Here is a 17419-nt window from a genome sequence, read left to right as displayed (position 1 = left end):
CGTCCCGGGATGCGTTCCCACGCGGAGCGTGGGAACGATCAACGATCGGCGGTTACCCGAGGGCCGTTTTCTCCAGGTGTTCAAGGATGATCGGATAGACATCGACCACTGCGTTCTTGCCGAACATGCAGTCGATGTGGCCATAGCCCGGCACCACCTGGCGGCTGTAACGCTCTGGCCCGTGCATGTCGCACAAACGCTGGTAGGTCTTGAGGGTGCTTTCCGGCAGGTAACACTGGTTGTCGGCACCGCTGATAAAACAGATCGGCATGGTCAGCCGGTCAAAGTGCGGCATGTACACATCGTTGCCTTTGAAATCCACCAGATGCCCTTTGCGCACGATCAGCGCCAGGTGCTCAAACGTCTCGATGTTCGACTCGCCGAACAACTCGTGCAGGTTGTCGTGCAGGGTTTCGTTGAGGGTGTCGTGGCGATACAGCGACGCGTACATGAAGGTAATGCGGTGGCACACCGGGTTGGTGCAATAGCCCTGCGCCTCGATCCGCGCGTAGCCGTTGAGGGCCTTGTCGTAGAGTTTGTTGAACCAGTTCTCCTTGCTGTCGGCATAAGCGGTCATCGACTTGATGCCGATCGCATCGAGCATCCCCGGCAAATGCAGACCGGCCTTCAATCCGGTGGCGGTAGCAACCACTGTGTCCGCAGCAATCTGCGAGCAGACCACCGAACGCACGCCCTGCAAACCGGCGAGCAGCGACATGAAGAATGTCGTCGCACCGTAGCAATGCACTACGCATTGCACGTCTTTGGCGTTGGTCTCCTGCTGAATCTGCGCGATGGCAGCCTTGAAGTCGTACTGGGCGATCTGGTCGCCGTTCCATTCCTTCTTGCTCGCCGGCAGCAGAATGCTCACGCGGAAATCCAGCAGCCAGACGTCGTAATCGTGCTTGCACAGGTATTCCAGCAGGTTGGTCTGGATGGTGTCGGTGGAAAAGATATTCGAACCCACGCCCAAGCCATGCACCAGCATCACCGGGCCTTTGCTGCCGGCCTGATAACGCGTCAGGCGCAACTCGACACCGTCCTCGGTGGGGAAGAAATGCACCGCTGGCGTCGGCGCATCCAGCGGCCGTTTCAGGCGTGGCGGTGCATCCGGGTTGAAGTAAATATCCCCGGCAAACACCCCGCCGTAACTTTCCCAGAGGATCCCGGCGAAGAACTTGCCGAACCGCACCAGCCCTTCGATGCGCTCACGCTCATTGCGCGCATTGAGCACTTTCATAGTGGTCATCTGCTTGGCGAAATCGGTCGGATGGATGTGCAACACCCCGGAACCGATCACTTCGCCGGTCTTGTCCGCCCCGCGATACAGCGTCACGTACAGCGTGCTGGTGTCGTGCCAGATATTCAGCACGCCGTTGTCTTCCGGTACGGTTTTGAAGGCGCTGAAGAAATAGTCGTTGCCGTCCTCGGCGGTCAGCTTCATGTCGTACTTCATGTGACGTGTATCGACCTGTTGCTCGAATTGCTCGAACAGGTTGAACACGCCGTTGCTCGCGGTCAGCGGCTGCGGTGACAGCGCTGGGGCGATGACAGTGCCGACAATCGTGGCCGCGTGCTCGGGTTCCTTGATCATGCGGTTGAGGTCGTTGGCGGTAATGGTCAGGGTGAAGTCGATCGGTGAGTTATCCGCTTCGCCGCGCTTGGCCGCCGCTTCGTAGACTTTCAGATCAGTGCTTTGCGCAGCAGTGAAGGCGCGAGAGAAATAACCTTTCATGGTTTCGGTGAACTGCACGCCAAGGGTTGGCGGCGCCACCGCTTTGCGCGGCGCCGAAGGCAGCGTGTAATCGATCTGCCAGCCACGGTCGGCGGCGAGCAGGCCCATGTTGCGTTCACTCACGGCGGAAATGGTCAGCAGCGGATTGACCGCCAGCGACGTCGGAATCACCGCGCCGTCCGTCACGTATAGATTGGCGTAAACATCGCTGCCGCTGGCGCCGCTAAACACCTGGCCCTTGTGATTGACCACGCCTTGCGCCGCATCTTCGCCCATCACGCAACCGCCCAACGGGTGCACCGAAACGATGCTGTGCTTGAGCAGCTTGGTCCAGATCGGATTCTCCACCCAGACCCCGCCGAGCGCTTTGGTGCTCTGCTGTAAACGCTGGTTGCCGAGTTTGAAGTTCTCCTGCTCGCCAACGCCCGGCCAGTCGATGCGCAACTGATCCTTGCTGTCGAGGACCATCCGCCCCTGACCGCTGTCGTGGCTCATGATCAGGTAGGTCTGCATGTTGTGCAGCGCGCCGTAATACGGGCCGCGCAGGAAGCTTTCCGCTTCACGCTCCTTGTATTTCACCTTGGCGCTGAAGCTTTCATCGGTGGCCACGCCGATCATCTCGGCGAAACCGGCCATGCTCGGCACCATCGGCCGACCGAGCGCGCCGGGGATCGAGCCTTCCTCGATGACCATGCGGCTGCGCCAGTCGCCTTCGGTACGCATGTCGATGACCGAGGTGATGCACGGGCCGACCGGGTGCAGTTCCTTGGCCGGGTGCGCGCCGAAACCGATGCCGTTGATAACCTGTTCGCAGTTGTGGCCGAAGCCGAGGATGTCGCCGTTGCCGCTCATGTTCTCGCCGAGCTGGCCGGACATCACCACGCCTTTGTCACGCGTGCGCAGGAGGATTTCCGTGGAGCCGAGGGTGCCGGCGGAAACCACGACGATATCGGCCTTCACGAACAACGTCGGTGCGCTGAACATCTCACGCCCGCTGTCGAGGTACTGGAAATGCACGATCCAGCCATCACCGTCGCGCTCCAGATGCCGCACTTCGGCCTGACAGAAAATCTCCGCGCCATGGTTCCAGGCGTCCGGCAGATAGTTCATCAGCGTGGTGTTCTTGGCCTTGTTATTACAGCCCGACACGCAGTCGCCGCACTGGTTGCACGGCAGTTGCTCGACACCGACGTGGTTGAGGTTGTTCGGCAGTTTGTCGAAGGTCACGTTGATCGGCGGTTTGTAGAAGTGCGCGCCTTGCTGGAGGTAATCCGCCGATTTCTTGTTGGCGTCGAGTTTCGGCAGATTCGGCGAAGTGCTCGGATAAGGATTGGGTTTGAGCATCTCGCGAGCGCGGGCATAACCGTCCTTGAGCAGCGTGTCGCGGTGTTCACGCACCGCTTGCGGCCAGCGCGGGTCGTCGAACACGCCCGGCTCCGGCTCAAGGGCCACGTTGGCATTGATCAGCGACGTGCCGCCGAGGCCGCAACCGACCACGACGTTCTGCTGGGCATTGACGTGCAAGTCGAACAAACCCGTGCGCGAGCCGATATGGCCATCCGGGTCATGCACCTGCAGCTCTTCGGTGGCGGCGATCATGGTGTTGGGGTATTCGCCGGGCTGGATTTCCCGACCGCGTTCGAGCAGGCACACACGCTTGCCGGCACGGGACAGGCGCGACGCAGCAATGCCGCCGCCGTAGCCTGAACCGATAACGATCACATCGTAGTGTTCCTTGATCTCGCTGATGGGCGTTGCGATCCGTGTCATGAGGTGCATCCTCTAATCAGGCAGATGGGGGCAACTCTGCGGTTGCCTGCAATCAATGGGCGAACGGGCACCTGGCCACCGGATCAAGTCCGGCGACAGCACAGCGGTCTGGCAGGTTGGGCGCGCTACAGGCGAGCGTGCTGATTGGCGGCGCGACGCAGGGTGCGCTTGCGTGGAACGGGCGGGGGGCGGTGCGACGGGCTATCCATCATGCGTTCTCCCAGAACCTGATGTGGATAAGTGACGGCTGTCCTTGTGCCATTGCAGTGAAGACAGCGCTGGAATCGAAGTCAAGGCAACGTCTTAGAACTGTATGAAATGTGATCAATTGCCGTTTGGACTATGCGAGCCGGGGCTTGCAGGGTTTGGCAAACAAGTTATCCACATAGCCACCCACAGCAAATGGGGGTAACTGTGGATGACCCGGAAAATAACTGGCTGATTTGTGAAGAAAAAGCGTGACTTATCCAGAAGGGCGATCTGGGTGACGCATTGGTTGTTTTTTGATCACATCCTTTAAAGCCACGGTTTTAATGGCCTGCAGCGGATGGCGAACACGTTATCCACAGAAGCGCCAACAGAGTTCGGGGGTAACTTTGGCCTTGCTGTGGAAAAGCATTGGAGGCTGTGTGAAATCGGAGTTTGTGCGGGAATTTCGTCTGCAAACTCTTGAATTGACTGCTTTTTGATCAAACCTTTGAAAGCCACGGTTTGTATGGGCTTCAGCGGATAGCGAACATCTTATCCACAGAAGCGCCAACAGAGATTGGGGGCAACTTGCTGAGTTATCCTGCCGAAAAAGCCCTGAAAATCCGTGACTTAGGCTGGTTGTTTTTTGATCGGATGGCTGTAGGGCTTGATTGGCGTGGGGTGCAGGGATGGGCGAACACGTTATCCACAGATCCGCCAACAGGGATTGTGGGTAAACCGCCCCCCTCATCGGAACGCCGCCCGCCCAGCCCTCTCCCTCCGGGAGAGGGAGCCGACCGAGGCATATTGGAAAAGTGCAGCGACCTGCGACTTATGCGGTGTCCTTAGCTTGACCAAACCTGAGTTCGCGCAGATCTTTCCGGTCGATGAAACGCTTGAGCGCGCCACCGTAGGTCCCCTCTCCCTCCGGGAGAGGGAGCCGACCGAGGCGTATTGGAAAAGTGCAGCGACCTGCGACTTATGCGGTGTCCTTAGCTTGACCAAACCTGAGTTCGCGCAGATCTTTCAGGTCGATGGAACGCTTGAGCGCGCCACCTTAGGTCCCCTCTCCCTCCGGGAGAGGGCTAGGGTGAGGGGCTTTTCAGCGGACAACGCCTTCTTCAATCAGCAACTTGAGGATCGCTTCAGCACCAGCCTGTGCGGTAACACCCTTAAGCACCTGCCCCCCGCCGCCACTGGCCTTGGCCGTTGCGGCCTTCATCCGATCCGCCCCACTCTTGGCCTTGATCACCTTCAAGCGTTTCGGCCGAGGCTTGGCCGCTTGCAAAGTGGCAACCGCGAGCAACTCATCGTCCACCACTTCAACATCGTCAGCTTGCAAAACACCCCGCCGCGCCGGCCCATAAGCACTCTGCCGAGGCTTCGGCGCAGCGTTATCCACAGTCGCCAGAAACGGCAGCTTCACCTTCAACCGCCGACGCTGACCACGCGGCAACGCTTGCAGCACCAACGCCGAGCCGTCATTGATCGACTCGACCTGCGCCAGCCCCACCACCAGCGGCCAGCCCAGACCTTCCGCCAACAAGAACGGCAGCATCCCCGAACCTTCACCGGTTTCTGCCTGGCTGCCGGTCAACACCACCTGGGCACCGGCATCACGCAGATACAGGGTCAGCGCCGGCAGCGCATCGGCACCAGCCGGTTGCTCCAGTACGTGCATCTGCTCAAGACCCATGCCCAGATAGGCGCGCAACGCCGGTTCCGCAACGTCGCCGGCATGCAACACTTGCAGGTTACCCCCAGCCAGTTGCAGACCCAGTTCCACGGCGCGCGCGTCCTGATCAGCGCGGCGCGGTCGCCCGGAAGTCGGGTGAGCGCCGATTGAAACCAGACTGATAACTTTCGTGTTCATAGCGTTTCCTTAAGCCGCATCGCGCTTGGCTTCGTTGCGGTAAGCCGCGACTGCTTCGATCAACGCTTGCAGAATCTCTGCGCTCTCGCCGATCACCGACAAATCGGCGCGCTTGATCATGTCGCATCCCGGATCGAGATTGATCGCCACCACCTTGTCACAAGCGCCGATGCCTTGCAGATGCTGGATTGCGCCAGAGATACCCACAGCCACATAGACCCGCGCGGTGACCCAGGTGCCGGACGCGCCGACCTGGCGATCACGGGCCATGAAGCCATCGTCCACCGCCACCCGCGATGCACCTTCGGTAGCGCCGAGTGCCGCCGCCGTTTCGTGGAACAGTGCCCAGTCCTTGACGCCGTTGCCGCCGGAGAAAATGAACTCCGCTTCGGCCATCGGAATCGCTGCCGGGTCGACTGCCACAGCGCCGAGATCTTCGATCCGCGACAGGCTGCGCGCGACACTTGTGGATAACTCCACCGGCAACGCTTCATGACGCGTTTCGCTGACCGGCTCGGCACACTCGGCCGCTGCCAGAATCAACCGTGCGACGGGACGGGCAAGGTCTTGCAGCCCAGCGCCAGCGCGGCCGATGCACTCCTGATCCTTGACCTGCCAGACCCGCGTGGCCGGGCGCTCGCCCAGTGCAGCGGCAAAGCGCCGACCGAGTTCACCGCCACCGCTGCGGCTGTCTGGCAGCAGCCAGTGGCGCGGATTGAACTGGTTATCCACAGCGCGCAAACCCTGCACCCGCTGTTCCGGTGCATAACCGCTGAACTGTTCACCTTCGAGTACCAGCAAGCGATCGACGCCTGCGGTGGCGAAAGCGTTTTCCTTGTGCTCGCCAAAGACCACCGCCAACACCGCGCCGTCCTGGCCGGCGAGTTGATGGGCAAGGCCGAGCAAGTCGCGGTCGTGGCTGCTCAAGCGGCCACCGACCATGTCCGGGACCACGCTGATATAGAACGCCGGAGCCGGCACTTGATGCAGCGGCAGTTGCACTTCAACCGCGGCCGAACGTTTGACCGCCCCGCCCTGTTGCGCGCCACTGCGATCGATCCGTTTGATGCCGTTGGGACCGATAAAACCGATCCCGTGCAGATTCTTGCGAATGACGCCGTTGGGGCCCATCCAGCTGTGCTGCGCCGGTTGCATCGCCGCGTGCAGCGGGTGCAGGCGGTTACGCGCAATCCATTCGGCGCGCGGGTCGCGGCGGATAATGTCGCTCATCAGTGGGCCTCCGCTTGTTCACGTTTGGCCGGGGTCGCAGGTTTGCTTGGCGCGGCGTCTTCGAGCAGCGCGTCGGCGACCAGTTCGGCGATGTCCTTGATCATTGGGCGCGGTTCGACCACGCCTTCGAGCATCGCCGTGCACTGTGGACAACCCACCGCCACCAGTTCGGCGCCGGTTTCGCGGATGTCTTCCATGCGCATGTCGGGAATCCGCTGCTTACCCGGAATGTCGGTAATTGGCGCGCCACCACCGCCGCCGCAGCAGCGCGAACGGAAGCCGGAACGTTGCATCTCTTTGACCTCGATGCCGAGGGCGCGCAGCACTTCGCGCGGCGCTTCGTACTCGCCGTTGTAGCGGCCGAGGTAGCACGGATCGTGATAAGTCACGCTGTTGCCTTTGTGCTGACCGAGGTTCAGCGCGCCGGCCTGAATGATTTCTGCCATGTAGGTGCTGTGGTGCTGCACCAGGTAGTTGCCGTCGAACGCGCCGTACTCGTTTTTCAGCACATGGAAACTGTGCGGATCGCAGGTGACGATGCGGTTGAAGCTGTATTTGCCCAGGGTCTGAATGTTGCGTTTGGCGAGCAACTGGAAGGTTGCTTCGTCGCCCAAGCGGCGCGCCACGTCACCGCTGTCACGCTCTTCAAGACCGAGTACGGCGAAGTCGATTTTCGCCGCTTTCAGCACTTTGACGAAGGCGCGCAGGGTGCGTTGGTTGCGCATGTCGAAGGCGCCGTCGCCGACCCAAAACAGCACGTCGGTGGATTTCTTTTCGCTGAGCAGATTGAGGTTCAGATCCGCTGCCCAGTTCATCCGCCCGCCCGGGGCGAAACCGCCAGGGTTGTCGGTGGCAATGAGGTTTTCGAGGACTTCGGCGCCCTTGTTCGGGGTTGCGCCTTTTTCCAGGGTGAGGTGGCGACGCATGTCGACGATGGCATCGACGTGCTCGATCATCATCGGGCATTCCTCGACGCAGGCGCGGCAGGTGGTGCACGACCACAGGGTTTCGGCGTCGACCAAGCCGTTGACGATCGGTTGATGTGGATTGCCGCTGTGCTCGCCAATTGGTTTGCCGGGATACGGACTGCCTGCGAACTTGGCATCGGTGCCGCCAGCGAGGCCAACGACCATGTCCTGAATCAGTTTTTTCGGGTTCAGCGGCTGGCCGGCGGCAAAGGCCGGGCACGCGGCTTCGCACTTGCCGCACTGCACGCAGGCGTCGAAACCGAGCAACTGGTTCCAAGTGAAATCCTTGGGTTTTTCCACACCCAGTGGCGCGCTCGGATCGTTCAAATCGAGCGGTTTCAAACCGGTGGAACGGCCGCCGCCAAAACGCTCGGCGCGACGGTGCCAGGCCAGGTGCAAGGCACCGGCAAAGGCGTGTTTCATCGGCCCGCCCCAGGTCATGCCGAAGAACAGTTCCGACACGCCCCACAGCACACCCATCCCGAGGATGGCCGCGAGCACCCAGCCGCCGAAGTTCTCCGGCAGAATCCCGGCCACCGGTAAGGTCAGCAGGAAGAACGACGCCGAGAACGCCAGCAGGCTTTTCGGCAGGCGCATCCACGGGCCTTTCGACAACCTCGCCGGCGGGTTGCGCCGACGCAGGTAAACGAAGATCGCGCCGACGAACATCACCGCCGTCATCAGCAGCAAGGCGTAACCGAGGATGCGGTTATGCAGGCCGAAACCATGTACCAGCAGCGCCAGCACAATCGACGCCACCGCACCGCCGGCCGTGGCCACGTGGGTGTTGGCGATGTATTTGTCCCGCGCCACGACATGGTGCAAGTCGACCATGTAGCGCTTGGGCATGGCGAACAGGCCGCCGATCAGATCGACCTTCGAGGCCCGGCCCCGACGCCACATGGCCACCCGCCGCAACGCGCCGAGGACACCAAGGCCAAGGGCTGCGAACAACAGGATTGGAAGAAGGGTGTTCAACATGGTGAAGCTCCCACCAGTACAACCTAGAGAAACACGGCGTTCAATGATCGTTCCCACGCTCTGCGTGGGAATGCATCCCGGGACGCTCCGCGTCCCAAAGCGGACGCGGAGCGTCCATTGCGGCATTCCCACGCGGAGCGTGGGAACGATCGTTCGCGAGGCTTAGAAGTCTTTACACAGTCTGAGCGCGTCATAGATCGCGGCGTGGGTATTGCGCTGCGCCACACAGTCGCCGATGCGGAACAGCAAGTAGCCGTCGCCCGCCTCGCTCAGCGAAGGTTGCGGCTGGATCGCGAACAACGCTTCGACGTCGATCTGGCCCTTGTTGCGCGAACCCTCTTTGAGCGCGTAGTAGATTTCCTCATCCGGGCGCACGCCGTTTTCGACCACCACCTGATCGACCACCCGCTCCTCTTTGGCGCCGGTGTATTCGTTCTCCAGCACCGCGACCAGTTTGTCGCCTTCGCGGTAGACCTTCTCGAGCATCATGTCGCCGGTCATGATCACTTCTTTCGGGTACATGCTGCGGTAATAGGTCGGGAACGACGTACCGCCGATGGCCACGCCCGGTTTGATGTCGTCGGTGACGATCTCGACCTGACTGCCCTTGTCGGCGAGGAAGTCGGCCACCGACATCCCGGTGAACTCGCAAATGGTGTCGTAGACCAGCACGTTCTTGCCCGGCGCTACCTTGCCGTCGAGCACGTCCCAGCTGCTGACCACCAGCCCTTCGGCGGCGCCCCAGTGTTCGTTCTGTTCCAGATACGGATGCCCGCCGACCGCCAGCACCACTACATCCGGACGCAAGTCCATGATGGTGTCGGCATCGGCCGCCGTGCCCAGGCGCAGATCGACTTTCAGCCGCGCCAGTTCCAGCTGGAACCAGCGGGTGATGCCGGCGATCTGGTCACGCTGCGGCGCTTTCGAGGCGGTGGTGATCTGCCCGCCGATGAATTCTTTCTTCTCGAACAGGGTCACATCGTGGCCACGCTCGGCGGCCACGCGGGCCGCTTCCATGCCGGCAGGGCCGGCACCAACGATCACCACCTTGCGTTTCGGCCCGGTGGATTTCTCGATGATGTGCGGCACGCCCATGTATTCACGGGATGTCGCGGCGTTCTGGATGCACAACACGTCGAGGCCTTGATACTGGCGGTCGATGCAGTAGTTGGCGCCGACGCACTGCTTGATCTGGTCGATCTGGCCCATCTTGATCTTGGCGATCAGGTGCGGGTCAGCGATATGCGCACGGGTCATGCCGACCATGTCGACGTAACCGCCCTCAAGAATCCGTGTGGCCTGGTTCGGGTCCTTGATGTTCTGTGCGTGCAGCACCGGCACCTTGACCACTTCCTTGATCCCGGCGGCCAAATGCAGGAACGGCTCCGGTGGATAACTCATGTTCGGAATCACGTTGGCCAGGGTGTTGTGGGTGTCACAACCCGAGCCGACGACGCCGATGAAATCGAGCATGCCGGTGTCGTCGTAGTACTTGGCGATCTGCTTCATGTCTTCGTGGGACAAGCCGTCCGGGTGGAACTCGTCACCGCACAGACGCATGCCAACGCAGAAGTCATCACCGACCTCGGCGCGCACGGCTTTGAGCACTTCCAGACCGAACTTCATCCGGCCTTCGAAAGTGCCGCCCCATTCGTCGGTACGCTTGTTGACGCGCGGGCTCCAGAACTGGTCGATCATGTGCTGGTGCACCGCCGACAGTTCAACGCCGTCGAGCCCACCGGCCTTGGCCCGGCGCGCGGCCTGGGCGTAGTTGCCGATCACCCGCCAGATTTCTTCCGGCTCGATGGTTTTGCACGTGGCGCGGTGTACCGGTTCACGGATGCCCGACGGCGACATCAGGGTCGGCCAGTTGAAGCCGTCCCAGCGCGAGCGCCGGCCCATGTGGGTAATCTGAATCATGATCTTGGCGCCATGCTTGTGCATGGCGTCGGCCAGGTTCTGGAAGTGCGGAATGATCCGGTCGGTCGACAGGTTCACCGAGCTCCACCATTCCTGCGGGCTGTCGATGGCGACCACAGAGGAGCCGCCGCAAATCGCCAGGCCGATACCGCCCTTGGCTTTCTCTTCGTAGTATTTGACGTAGCGGTCGGTGGTCATGCCGCCGTCCGTCGCGTAGACCTCGGCGTGCGCGGTGCTGAGCACGCGGTTGCGGATGGTCAGTTTGCCGATCTGGATCGGCTGGAACATTGCTTCGAAAGCCATGGCGGGTTCCTCGACTTACAACGGCTTGACGGTGAACAGGCCGTCGTCGTGGCCTTCTTCGGAGCCACCGTAGACTTGCTCGGCAACCGTGCGAATCTTGCTGCCGCGCGCCTCAAGAATCTGATCCATGGCCCCGGCAAACCAACCGGTGAACATGTAGTCGACCTTGCGTCCGACCTTGCCGTAGACGTAGACGAACGCCGAGTGTTCGAGCTTGACGCTGGCGGTGCCTTTGTCGAGATCGATGTCCTGGATCTTGAACAGGCCCCAGCCGCGCTGCGACAGGCGCTTCATGTAATGCTCGAATACCGCGACGCCTTCCAGGCCGTGGCATTCAGCTTCTTTTTCGCACCAGTGCCAGGCGGATTTGTAGCCGGCCTTGTAGAGGATCTCGGCGTAGGCGTCAGCGCCCAAAACCTCTTCGATACCCATGTGGTTGTTGACGAAGAAGTGACGCGGCACGTAGAGCATCGGCAGGGCGTCGGAGGTCCAGACACCGGTCTCGCTGTCGACTTCGATTGGCAATTGCGGGGCGATCTTGGTCATGGAAACTTAACTCCAGAAAATTTTAGATTCAGTGTTGGCCGCGGCCCTCACCCCAGCCCTCTCCCAGAGGGAGAGGGAGCAGATCGGCGGCGGTCTTGAGAAAGCGTTACTCGCCCCAGACGTCTTTCAAGACGTTGACCCAGTTCTCGCCCATGATCTTGCGTACAACGCGCTCGGAATGGCCGCGCTTGAGCAGGGTTTCGGTCAGGTTCGGGAACTCGCCGACGGTGCGGATGCCCAGCGGGTTGATGATCTTGCCGAAGCTGGTCAGACGGCGGGCGTAGCCCTTGTCGTGGGTCAGGTATTCGAAGAAGTCCTGACCGTGCCCCTGGGTGAAGTCGGTGCCGATACCGATGGCATCTTCGCCGACGATGTTCATGGTGTATTCGATCGCTTCGGCGTAGTCGTCGATGGTCGAATCGATGCCCTTGGCGAGGAACGGCGCGAACATGGTCACACCGACAAAACCGCCGTGGTCGGCGATGAACTTCAGCTCTTCATCGGATTTGTTGCGCGGGTGCTCTTTGAGACCCGACGGCAGGCAGTGGGAATAGCAGACCGGTTTTTTCGATTCGAGGATGACTTCTTCGGAAGTCTTGGAACCGACGTGGGACAGGTCGCACATGACGCCAACACGGTTCATCTCGGCGACGATTTCGCGACCGAAACCCGACAGGCCGCCGTCGCGTTCGTAGCAACCGGTGCCGACCAGATTCTGGGTGTTGTAGCACATCTGCACGATGCCGACGCCGAGTTGCTTGAACACCTCGACATAGCCGATCTGGTCTTCAAAGGCGTGAGCATTCTGGAAGCCGAAGAGGATGCCGGTCTTGCCCTGCTCCTTGGCGCGACGGATGTCGGCGGTGGTGCGTACCGGCATCACCAGGTCGCTGTTTTCGCGGATCAGCTTCTGGCTGGCAGCGATGTTGTTCACGGTCGCCTGAAAGCCTTCCCACACCGACACAGTGCAGTTGGCTGCCGTCAGACCGCCCTTGCGCATGTCTTCGAACAGCTCGCGGTTCCATTTGGCAATGATCAGACCGTCGATAACGATGCTGTCGGCGTGTAATTCGGCTGGGCTCATCAGGCGTCCCCTTATTGGCGATTCATGCGCCGAATCGTCTGCCGGCGCTTTGGGGCCAGCATATGCCTCGGTGCCGGGGCGACCGGGTGCAAAAACGACAGGGGAATTGCCGAAAGCGTCAATCCGCGACAAAGGGTCGCCAAGCGCCCCGATCAGCTACCTGTTCAAGCCCGCAAGCTTGAGCCAGAATCTCCGGCATCTTGGTACACCACTGGATTAGAGCGGCGACAACAATGAAATCGATCTTCCTGGCTTTGGCTTTGCTTGCGACCGGCGTACACGCCGCCGAAGAATCCGACAACAACCCCTGCGACGCCGTCGAAAACGACGTCCAGACCCTGGAATGCTCGACCTACAGCCGCACCACCGCCGAAGACCTGCTCAAGGACAACTACGCCAGCCTCAACGAACGCATGCAGACCGCGTATGGCAAGAACCCGACGCAACTGGCGGACATCACCGCCAAGATCAAGACGGCTCAGCAGCAGTGGTTGAAGACGCGGGACGCGGATTGCGCTGTCGAAGCGTTCCCGGCGCCTGAAGGGAGCAAGGCGTTCAAGATTGCGCAGAATGATTGCGTGGCGCGGATGAGTGATGAACGGTCGGAATTTTTGGAGTCGATTGGGCAGGAGTGATCCTGACCACTCGTAACATGCCGTCAATTCTTGTTGATTGGCATTGGGAGAAATATAAGCAAAGATTCTAAAATCTTATAAAAGACTTATATTTCTCCTAATATGAAGTTACCCACAGATATCCAAATCATCAACGACGCCGAGGGCAACCCCGCCTTCGTCGTCATTCCCTACGCGCAGTACGTTGCGCAAAAAATGCAGCCCGACCTGATTCCCCATGAGGTCGTCAGCCGGATGGTCGATGGGGCAACACCGATCCGTGCCTGGCGCGAACACCTCAACCTGACTCAGGAGGAAGTCGCCAAACGCATGGGCATTTCGCAACCGGCGTTTGCCCAGCAGGAAACAGTCGCCAAGCCACGCAAGGCCACTCGCGAGAAAATTGCGTCGGCGTTCGGCATCACCGCCAATCAGCTTGAGCTGTAAGCTGCCCTCTTCACTTCAAGGAATTCCCCATGAACATCTGCGGCATCGAAATCAAAGGCAGCGAAGCGATCATCGCCGTGGCCGCTCTCGACGGTTCGAACCTGAGCCACGTTCCCCTCGCCACCAAGAAGATTGCCCTCGAAGACGATGACGAAGCGGCAAACGTTAAGCTCTTTGCGGCGCAGGTGGCGTCGTTTGTGCGGGAGAATTCGGTTGACCGTATCGCGATCAAGAAGCGCAGCAAGAAGGGTGAGTTTGCCGGTGGGCCGACGACGTTCAAGATTGAAGGGATTTTGCAGTTGCTCGATGGCTGTGAGGTGACGTTGTTGTCGCCGCAAACGATCAATGCGCAGGCGAAGAAGCATAATTTCGAGCTGCCGGGGACGTTGAACAAGTATCAGCATGAGGCTTATAAGGCGGCGTGTTCGGCGCTGGTGAAGAAGTAACCTGTTCGCGCAAGCACAGTAAATCCATGTGGGAGCGAGCTTGCTCGCGAAGAGGGGGTGTCAGTCGACAGTTTTGTTGAATGATCTACCGCGTTCGCGAGCAAGCTCGCTCCCACAGGTTTATTTGCTGGTCTCAAGATAAGGCCTGGGCGGTACGCCGGTCTTCGCGGGGGCAGCGGGCGAAGCGGGCGCGGTAGCTGCGGGTGAAGTAGGACGGTGATTCAAAGCCGCAGGCGATGCTGACTTCGAGCACGCTCATGTCGGTCTGACGCAGCAGCTGTCGGGCCTTTTCCAGCCTTAGCCGCAGATAGAAATTGCTCGGCGTGTCGTTCAGGTGCAGCCGGAACAAGCGCTCCAATTGCCGTCGCGTGACTTTGATCGATTCTGCCAATTGCAAAGTGGTCAGCGGCGGTTCGCTGTGCTGCTCCATCTCGCCAATCACCTGCACCAGCTTCTTGTTATTGATGCCGTAGCGCGTGGCGACTTCCATGCGCTGGTGGTCTTTGCGCGGACGAATGCGCCCCAGCACAAACTGCTCGCTGACCTGAATCGCCAGTTGCGGGCCGTGGGCCTGGGCGATCAGATCGAGCATTAAATCGATGGACGCGGTGCCGCCCGCCGAGGTGATCCGTCGACGGTCGATCTCGAACAGTTCCTGGGTCACGCTGAGCTGTGGATAAGATTCCTTGAAGGCGTCGATGGCTTCCCAGTGCAAGGTCAGGCGATGACCGTCGAGCAGGCCCGCTTCAGCGAGGACGAAGCTGCCGGTGTCGATGGCGCCCAGTGTGACGCCTTCGTTATCCAGTCGGCGCAGCCAATGCTCCAGCGTTGGCGTGGCGAATTTCAGCGGCTCAAACCCGGCCACCACCAACAACGTCGCGCCTTTCTTCAACGGCTCCAGCGCCGCATCAGCGTTGACCGACATGCCATTGCTCGCCAGCACCGCCCCGCCATCAGCGCTCAACACATGCCAGCGGTACAACTCACCACGAAAGCGGTTGGCCACGCGCAGCGGTTCGATCGCGGAGATAAAGCCGATGGCGGAGAACCCCGGCATCAGCAGAAAGTAGAAATCCTGGGACATGGGCGCACTCGATTCGCGGGTAACGAGAGGGAGGGGAGCGTGGCTCGTTGATACGCCGATTGTCGTCGGTGTTCAAGCGCACAGGTCGCTACAGTGCAAATGCCAGTCGCCGCAGTGCGCTTTCATGGGCGCACAGCTGCGTAACTTTGCATCACCGGCACGACAGATGTCGGAACTCACAATAACGACCTGCCGAGGAACCCGACATGAAACGACTGATCAGCAGCTGTGTTCTTGCACTCAGCGGTACCGCTTTCTTGAGCGCCGGCGTCATGGCGGCCGACCCGGCAGCGTGCCAGAACGTGCGCATGGGCGTGGTCAACTGGACCGACGTGATCGCCACCAGTGCCATGACCCAGGTCCTGCTCGACGGCCTCGGCTACAACACCAAACAAACCAGCGCCTCCCAGCAAATCATCTTCGCCGGGATCCGCGATCAGCGCCTGGACTTGTTCCTCGGTTACTGGAACCCGCTGATGACCCAGACCATCACCCCGTTCGTCGACGCCAATCAGGTCAAGGTTCTCGAAGCACCAAGCTTGAAAGACGCCCGTGCGACCCTCGCGGTGCCGACTTATCTGGCCGACAAGGGCCTGAAAACCTTCGCCGACATCGCCAAGTTCGAAAAAGAGCTGGGCGGCAAGATTTACGGCATCGAGCCTGGCTCGGGCGCCAACACGCAGATCAAGGCAATGATCGCCAAGAACCAGTTTGGCCTCGGCAAGTTCCAGTTGGTCGAGTCCAGTGAAGCCGGCATGCTCGCCGCCGTCGACCGCGCCGTGCGCCGCAAAGAGGCCGTGGTGTTCTTCGGCTGGGCGCCGCACCCGATGAACGTCAACGTCAAGATGACCTATCTGACCGGCAGCGACGACGCCCTCGGCCCGAACGAAGGCATGGCCACCGTGTGGACCGTCACCGCGCCGAAATACGCCGAGCAGTGCCCGAACGTTGGCCGTCTGCTGAGCAACCTGACGTTCACCGCCGAAGACGAGAGCCGGATGATGCAGCCGCTGCTCGATCACAAAGACGCTTTCGAATCGGCCAAGCAATGGCTCAAGGATCACCCAGAAGACAAGCAGCGCTGGCTCGAAGGTGTGACCACGTTCGATGGCAAACCGGCGGCTGAAAACCTCCAGCTGACCAGCAAATAACCCTCTCATTTAAAAGCCCCTCACCCTAGCCCTCTCCCAAGGGGAGAGGGAACCGGACGAAGCTCGCAGCCCCGAAAAGGGCTGCGGACAGAGCCATCACGCCTGAAGGAAACCGCACCATGAACCACGACGTCATCATCACCTGCGCACTCACCGGTGCTGGCGACACGACCGCCAAGAGCCCGCACGTGCCGGTCACCCCGAAACAGATCGCTGCTGCCGCCGTAGAAGCGGCCAAGGCCGGCGCCACCGTCGTGCACTGCCATGTACGCGATCCGCAGACCGGCAAGTTCAGCCGTGACGTGGCGCTGTACCGCGAAGTGATGGAGCGCATCCGCGAGGCCGACGTCGACATCATCGTCAACCTCACCGCCGGCATGGGCGGCGACCTCGAAATCGGCGCTGGCGAGAACCCGATGGAGTTTGGCCCGAATACCGATCTGGTCGGCCCGTTGACTCGTCTGGCTCACGTTGAAGCACTGCTGCCGGAAATCTGCACCCTCGATTGCGGCACGCTGAACTTCGGTGATGGCGACACTATTTACGTCTCGACGCCTGCGCAACTGCGTGCGGGTGCCAAGCGCATCACCGAACTGGGCGTGAAGGCCGAGCTGGAGATTTTTGATACCGGGCACCTGTGGTTCGCCAAGCAGATAATCAAGGAAGGCTTGCTGGATAACCCGTTGTTCCAGTTGTGCCTGGGCATCCCGTGGGGCGCGCCGGCAGATACCACCACCATGAAAGCCATGGTCGATAACTTGCCCGCCGACGCGGTGTGGGCCGGGTTTGGCATCGGCCGGATGCAAATGCCGATGGCCGCGCAAGCGGTGCTGCTCGGCGGCAACGTGCGGGTCGGGCTGGAAGACAACCTGTGGCTGGACAAAGGCGTGCTGGCGACCAACGGCCAACTGGTCGAACGCGCCAGCGAAATCCTCAGCCGCCTCGGCGCGCGGGTGCTGACTCCGGCTGAGGGCCGCAAGAAAATGGGCCTGACCCAGCGCGGTTAACGAACTCACCTCAAAACCCTGTGGGAGCGAGCTTGCTCGCGAATGCGATGGCTCTGCTGATGAAGAGGCTG

13 protein-coding genes are annotated in these 17419 nt (G+C 60.7%); 5 read left to right on the top strand and 8 right to left on the bottom strand.

All coding sequences use genetic code 11. The features are described from left to right. Positions 1-52: 52 nt before the first annotated feature. The 7 genes from WA225_RS26940 to WA225_RS26910 form a co-directional block, all read right to left on the bottom strand. Positions 53-3505 (bottom strand): alpha/beta fold hydrolase, encoded by a 3453-nt coding sequence (locus tag WA225_RS26940; RefSeq protein WP_422610300.1) that lies wholly within the window; start codon positions 3503-3505, stop codon positions 53-55. Between the two features lie 1291 nt (positions 3506-4796). Next, positions 4797-5567 carry an electron transfer flavoprotein subunit beta gene (locus tag WA225_RS26935; protein WP_422610299.1) on the bottom strand — a complete coding sequence of 257 codons (771 nt, stop codon included), beginning with the start codon at positions 5565-5567 and terminating at the stop codon, positions 4797-4799. A 9-nt stretch (positions 5568-5576) separates the two neighbouring features. Next, positions 5577-6797 carry an electron transfer flavoprotein subunit alpha/FixB family protein gene (locus WA225_RS26930; RefSeq protein ID WP_122596522.1) on the bottom strand — a complete coding sequence of 407 codons (1221 nt, stop codon included), beginning with the start codon at positions 6795-6797 and terminating at the stop codon, positions 5577-5579. Then, the gene (gene dgcB, locus WA225_RS26925; RefSeq protein ID WP_422610298.1) at positions 6797-8746 is read right to left on the bottom strand and encodes a dimethylglycine demethylation protein DgcB; all 1950 of its coding nucleotides are present in this window, start codon (positions 8744-8746) and stop codon (positions 6797-6799) included. The genes WA225_RS26930 and dgcB overlap by 1 nt, the downstream gene beginning before the upstream one ends. 162 nt (positions 8747-8908) lie before the next feature. Then, positions 8909-10969 carry a dimethylglycine demethylation protein DgcA gene (gene dgcA / locus WA225_RS26920; protein ID WP_016983627.1) on the bottom strand — a complete coding sequence of 687 codons (2061 nt, stop codon included), beginning with the start codon at positions 10967-10969 and terminating at the stop codon, positions 8909-8911. Between the two features lie 15 nt (positions 10970-10984). Beyond that, complete coding sequence (locus WA225_RS26915) at positions 10985-11515, bottom strand: DUF5943 domain-containing protein (protein WP_422610297.1); 531 nt, start codon at positions 11513-11515, stop codon at positions 10985-10987. 106 nt (positions 11516-11621) lie between these two features. After that, the gene (locus tag WA225_RS26910) at positions 11622-12599 is read right to left on the bottom strand and encodes a dipeptidase (protein ID WP_027610650.1); all 978 of its coding nucleotides are present in this window, start codon (positions 12597-12599) and stop codon (positions 11622-11624) included. Positions 12600-12832: 233 nt separating this feature from the next. On the opposite strand from WA225_RS26910, the gene WA225_RS26905 reads away from it, so the two are divergent. The 3 genes from WA225_RS26905 to WA225_RS26895 all read left to right on the top strand — a co-directional run bounded on the left by WA225_RS26905 (position 12833) and on the right by WA225_RS26895 (position 14106). Next, a complete protein-coding gene (locus WA225_RS26905; protein ID WP_422610296.1) occupies positions 12833-13234 on the top strand; it encodes a lysozyme inhibitor LprI family protein in 402 nt (133 codons plus the stop codon). A 102-nt stretch (positions 13235-13336) separates the two neighbouring features. After that, positions 13337-13660 (top strand): helix-turn-helix domain-containing protein, encoded by a 324-nt coding sequence (locus WA225_RS26900; protein WP_422610295.1) that lies wholly within the window; start codon positions 13337-13339, stop codon positions 13658-13660. 29 nt (positions 13661-13689) lie between these two features. Continuing rightward, complete coding sequence (locus WA225_RS26895) at positions 13690-14106, top strand: DUF3010 family protein (RefSeq protein WP_422610294.1); 417 nt, start codon at positions 13690-13692, stop codon at positions 14104-14106. A 133-nt stretch (positions 14107-14239) separates the two neighbouring features. Here WA225_RS26895 and WA225_RS26890 read toward each other — a convergent pair whose 3' ends face one another. Further along, positions 14240-15190, bottom strand: a complete 951-nt coding sequence (locus tag WA225_RS26890; protein ID WP_422610293.1) for a GlxA family transcriptional regulator — start codon at positions 15188-15190, stop codon at positions 14240-14242. Positions 15191-15396: 206 nt separating this feature from the next. On the opposite strand from WA225_RS26890, the gene WA225_RS26885 reads away from it, so the two are divergent. Continuing rightward, positions 15397-16341, top strand: coding sequence for a choline ABC transporter substrate-binding protein (locus WA225_RS26885; RefSeq protein WP_422610292.1), 945 nt, complete (start codon positions 15397-15399; stop codon positions 16339-16341). A 119-nt stretch (positions 16342-16460) separates the two neighbouring features. Beyond that, on the top strand, positions 16461-17348 hold the full coding sequence (locus tag WA225_RS26880) for a 3-keto-5-aminohexanoate cleavage protein (RefSeq protein ID WP_422610291.1): 888 nt from the start codon (positions 16461-16463) through the stop codon (positions 17346-17348). Positions 17349-17419 lie beyond the last annotated feature (71 nt).

Origin of the sequence: Pseudomonas sp. (assembly GCF_049300855.1) — a bacterium.
Lineage (GTDB): Bacteria > Pseudomonadota > Gammaproteobacteria > Pseudomonadales > Pseudomonadaceae > Aquipseudomonas.
The sequence above is the reverse complement of the archived record's forward strand: the minus strand, read 5'-3'. Positions and strand labels throughout refer to the sequence as shown.

Bases quoted from the DNA above. Each gene is read 5' to 3' on its own strand.
- WA225_RS26940 (WP_422610300.1), bottom strand. From the start codon at position 3,505: ATGACACGGATCGCAACGCCCATCAGCGAGATCAAGGAACACTACGAT.
- WA225_RS26935 (WP_422610299.1), bottom strand. From the start codon at position 5,567: ATGAACACGAAAGTTATCAGTCTGGTTTCAATCGGCGCTCACCCGACT.
- WA225_RS26930 (WP_122596522.1), bottom strand. From the start codon at position 6,797: ATGAGCGACATTATCCGCCGCGACCCGCGCGCCGAATGGATTGCGCGT.
- dgcB (WP_422610298.1), bottom strand. From the start codon at position 8,746: ATGTTGAACACCCTTCTTCCAATCCTGTTGTTCGCAGCCCTTGGCCTT.
- dgcA (WP_016983627.1), bottom strand. From the start codon at position 10,969: ATGGCTTTCGAAGCAATGTTCCAGCCGATCCAGATCGGCAAACTGACC.
- WA225_RS26915 (WP_422610297.1), bottom strand. From the start codon at position 11,515: ATGACCAAGATCGCCCCGCAATTGCCAATCGAAGTCGACAGCGAGACC.
- WA225_RS26910 (WP_027610650.1), bottom strand. From the start codon at position 12,599: ATGAGCCCAGCCGAATTACACGCCGACAGCATCGTTATCGACGGTCTG.
- WA225_RS26905 (WP_422610296.1), top strand. From the start codon at position 12,833: ATGAAATCGATCTTCCTGGCTTTGGCTTTGCTTGCGACCGGCGTACAC.
- WA225_RS26900 (WP_422610295.1), top strand. From the start codon at position 13,337: ATGAAGTTACCCACAGATATCCAAATCATCAACGACGCCGAGGGCAAC.
- WA225_RS26895 (WP_422610294.1), top strand. From the start codon at position 13,690: ATGAACATCTGCGGCATCGAAATCAAAGGCAGCGAAGCGATCATCGCC.
- WA225_RS26890 (WP_422610293.1), bottom strand. From the start codon at position 15,190: ATGTCCCAGGATTTCTACTTTCTGCTGATGCCGGGGTTCTCCGCCATC.
- WA225_RS26885 (WP_422610292.1), top strand. From the start codon at position 15,397: ATGAAACGACTGATCAGCAGCTGTGTTCTTGCACTCAGCGGTACCGCT.
- WA225_RS26880 (WP_422610291.1), top strand. From the start codon at position 16,461: ATGAACCACGACGTCATCATCACCTGCGCACTCACCGGTGCTGGCGAC.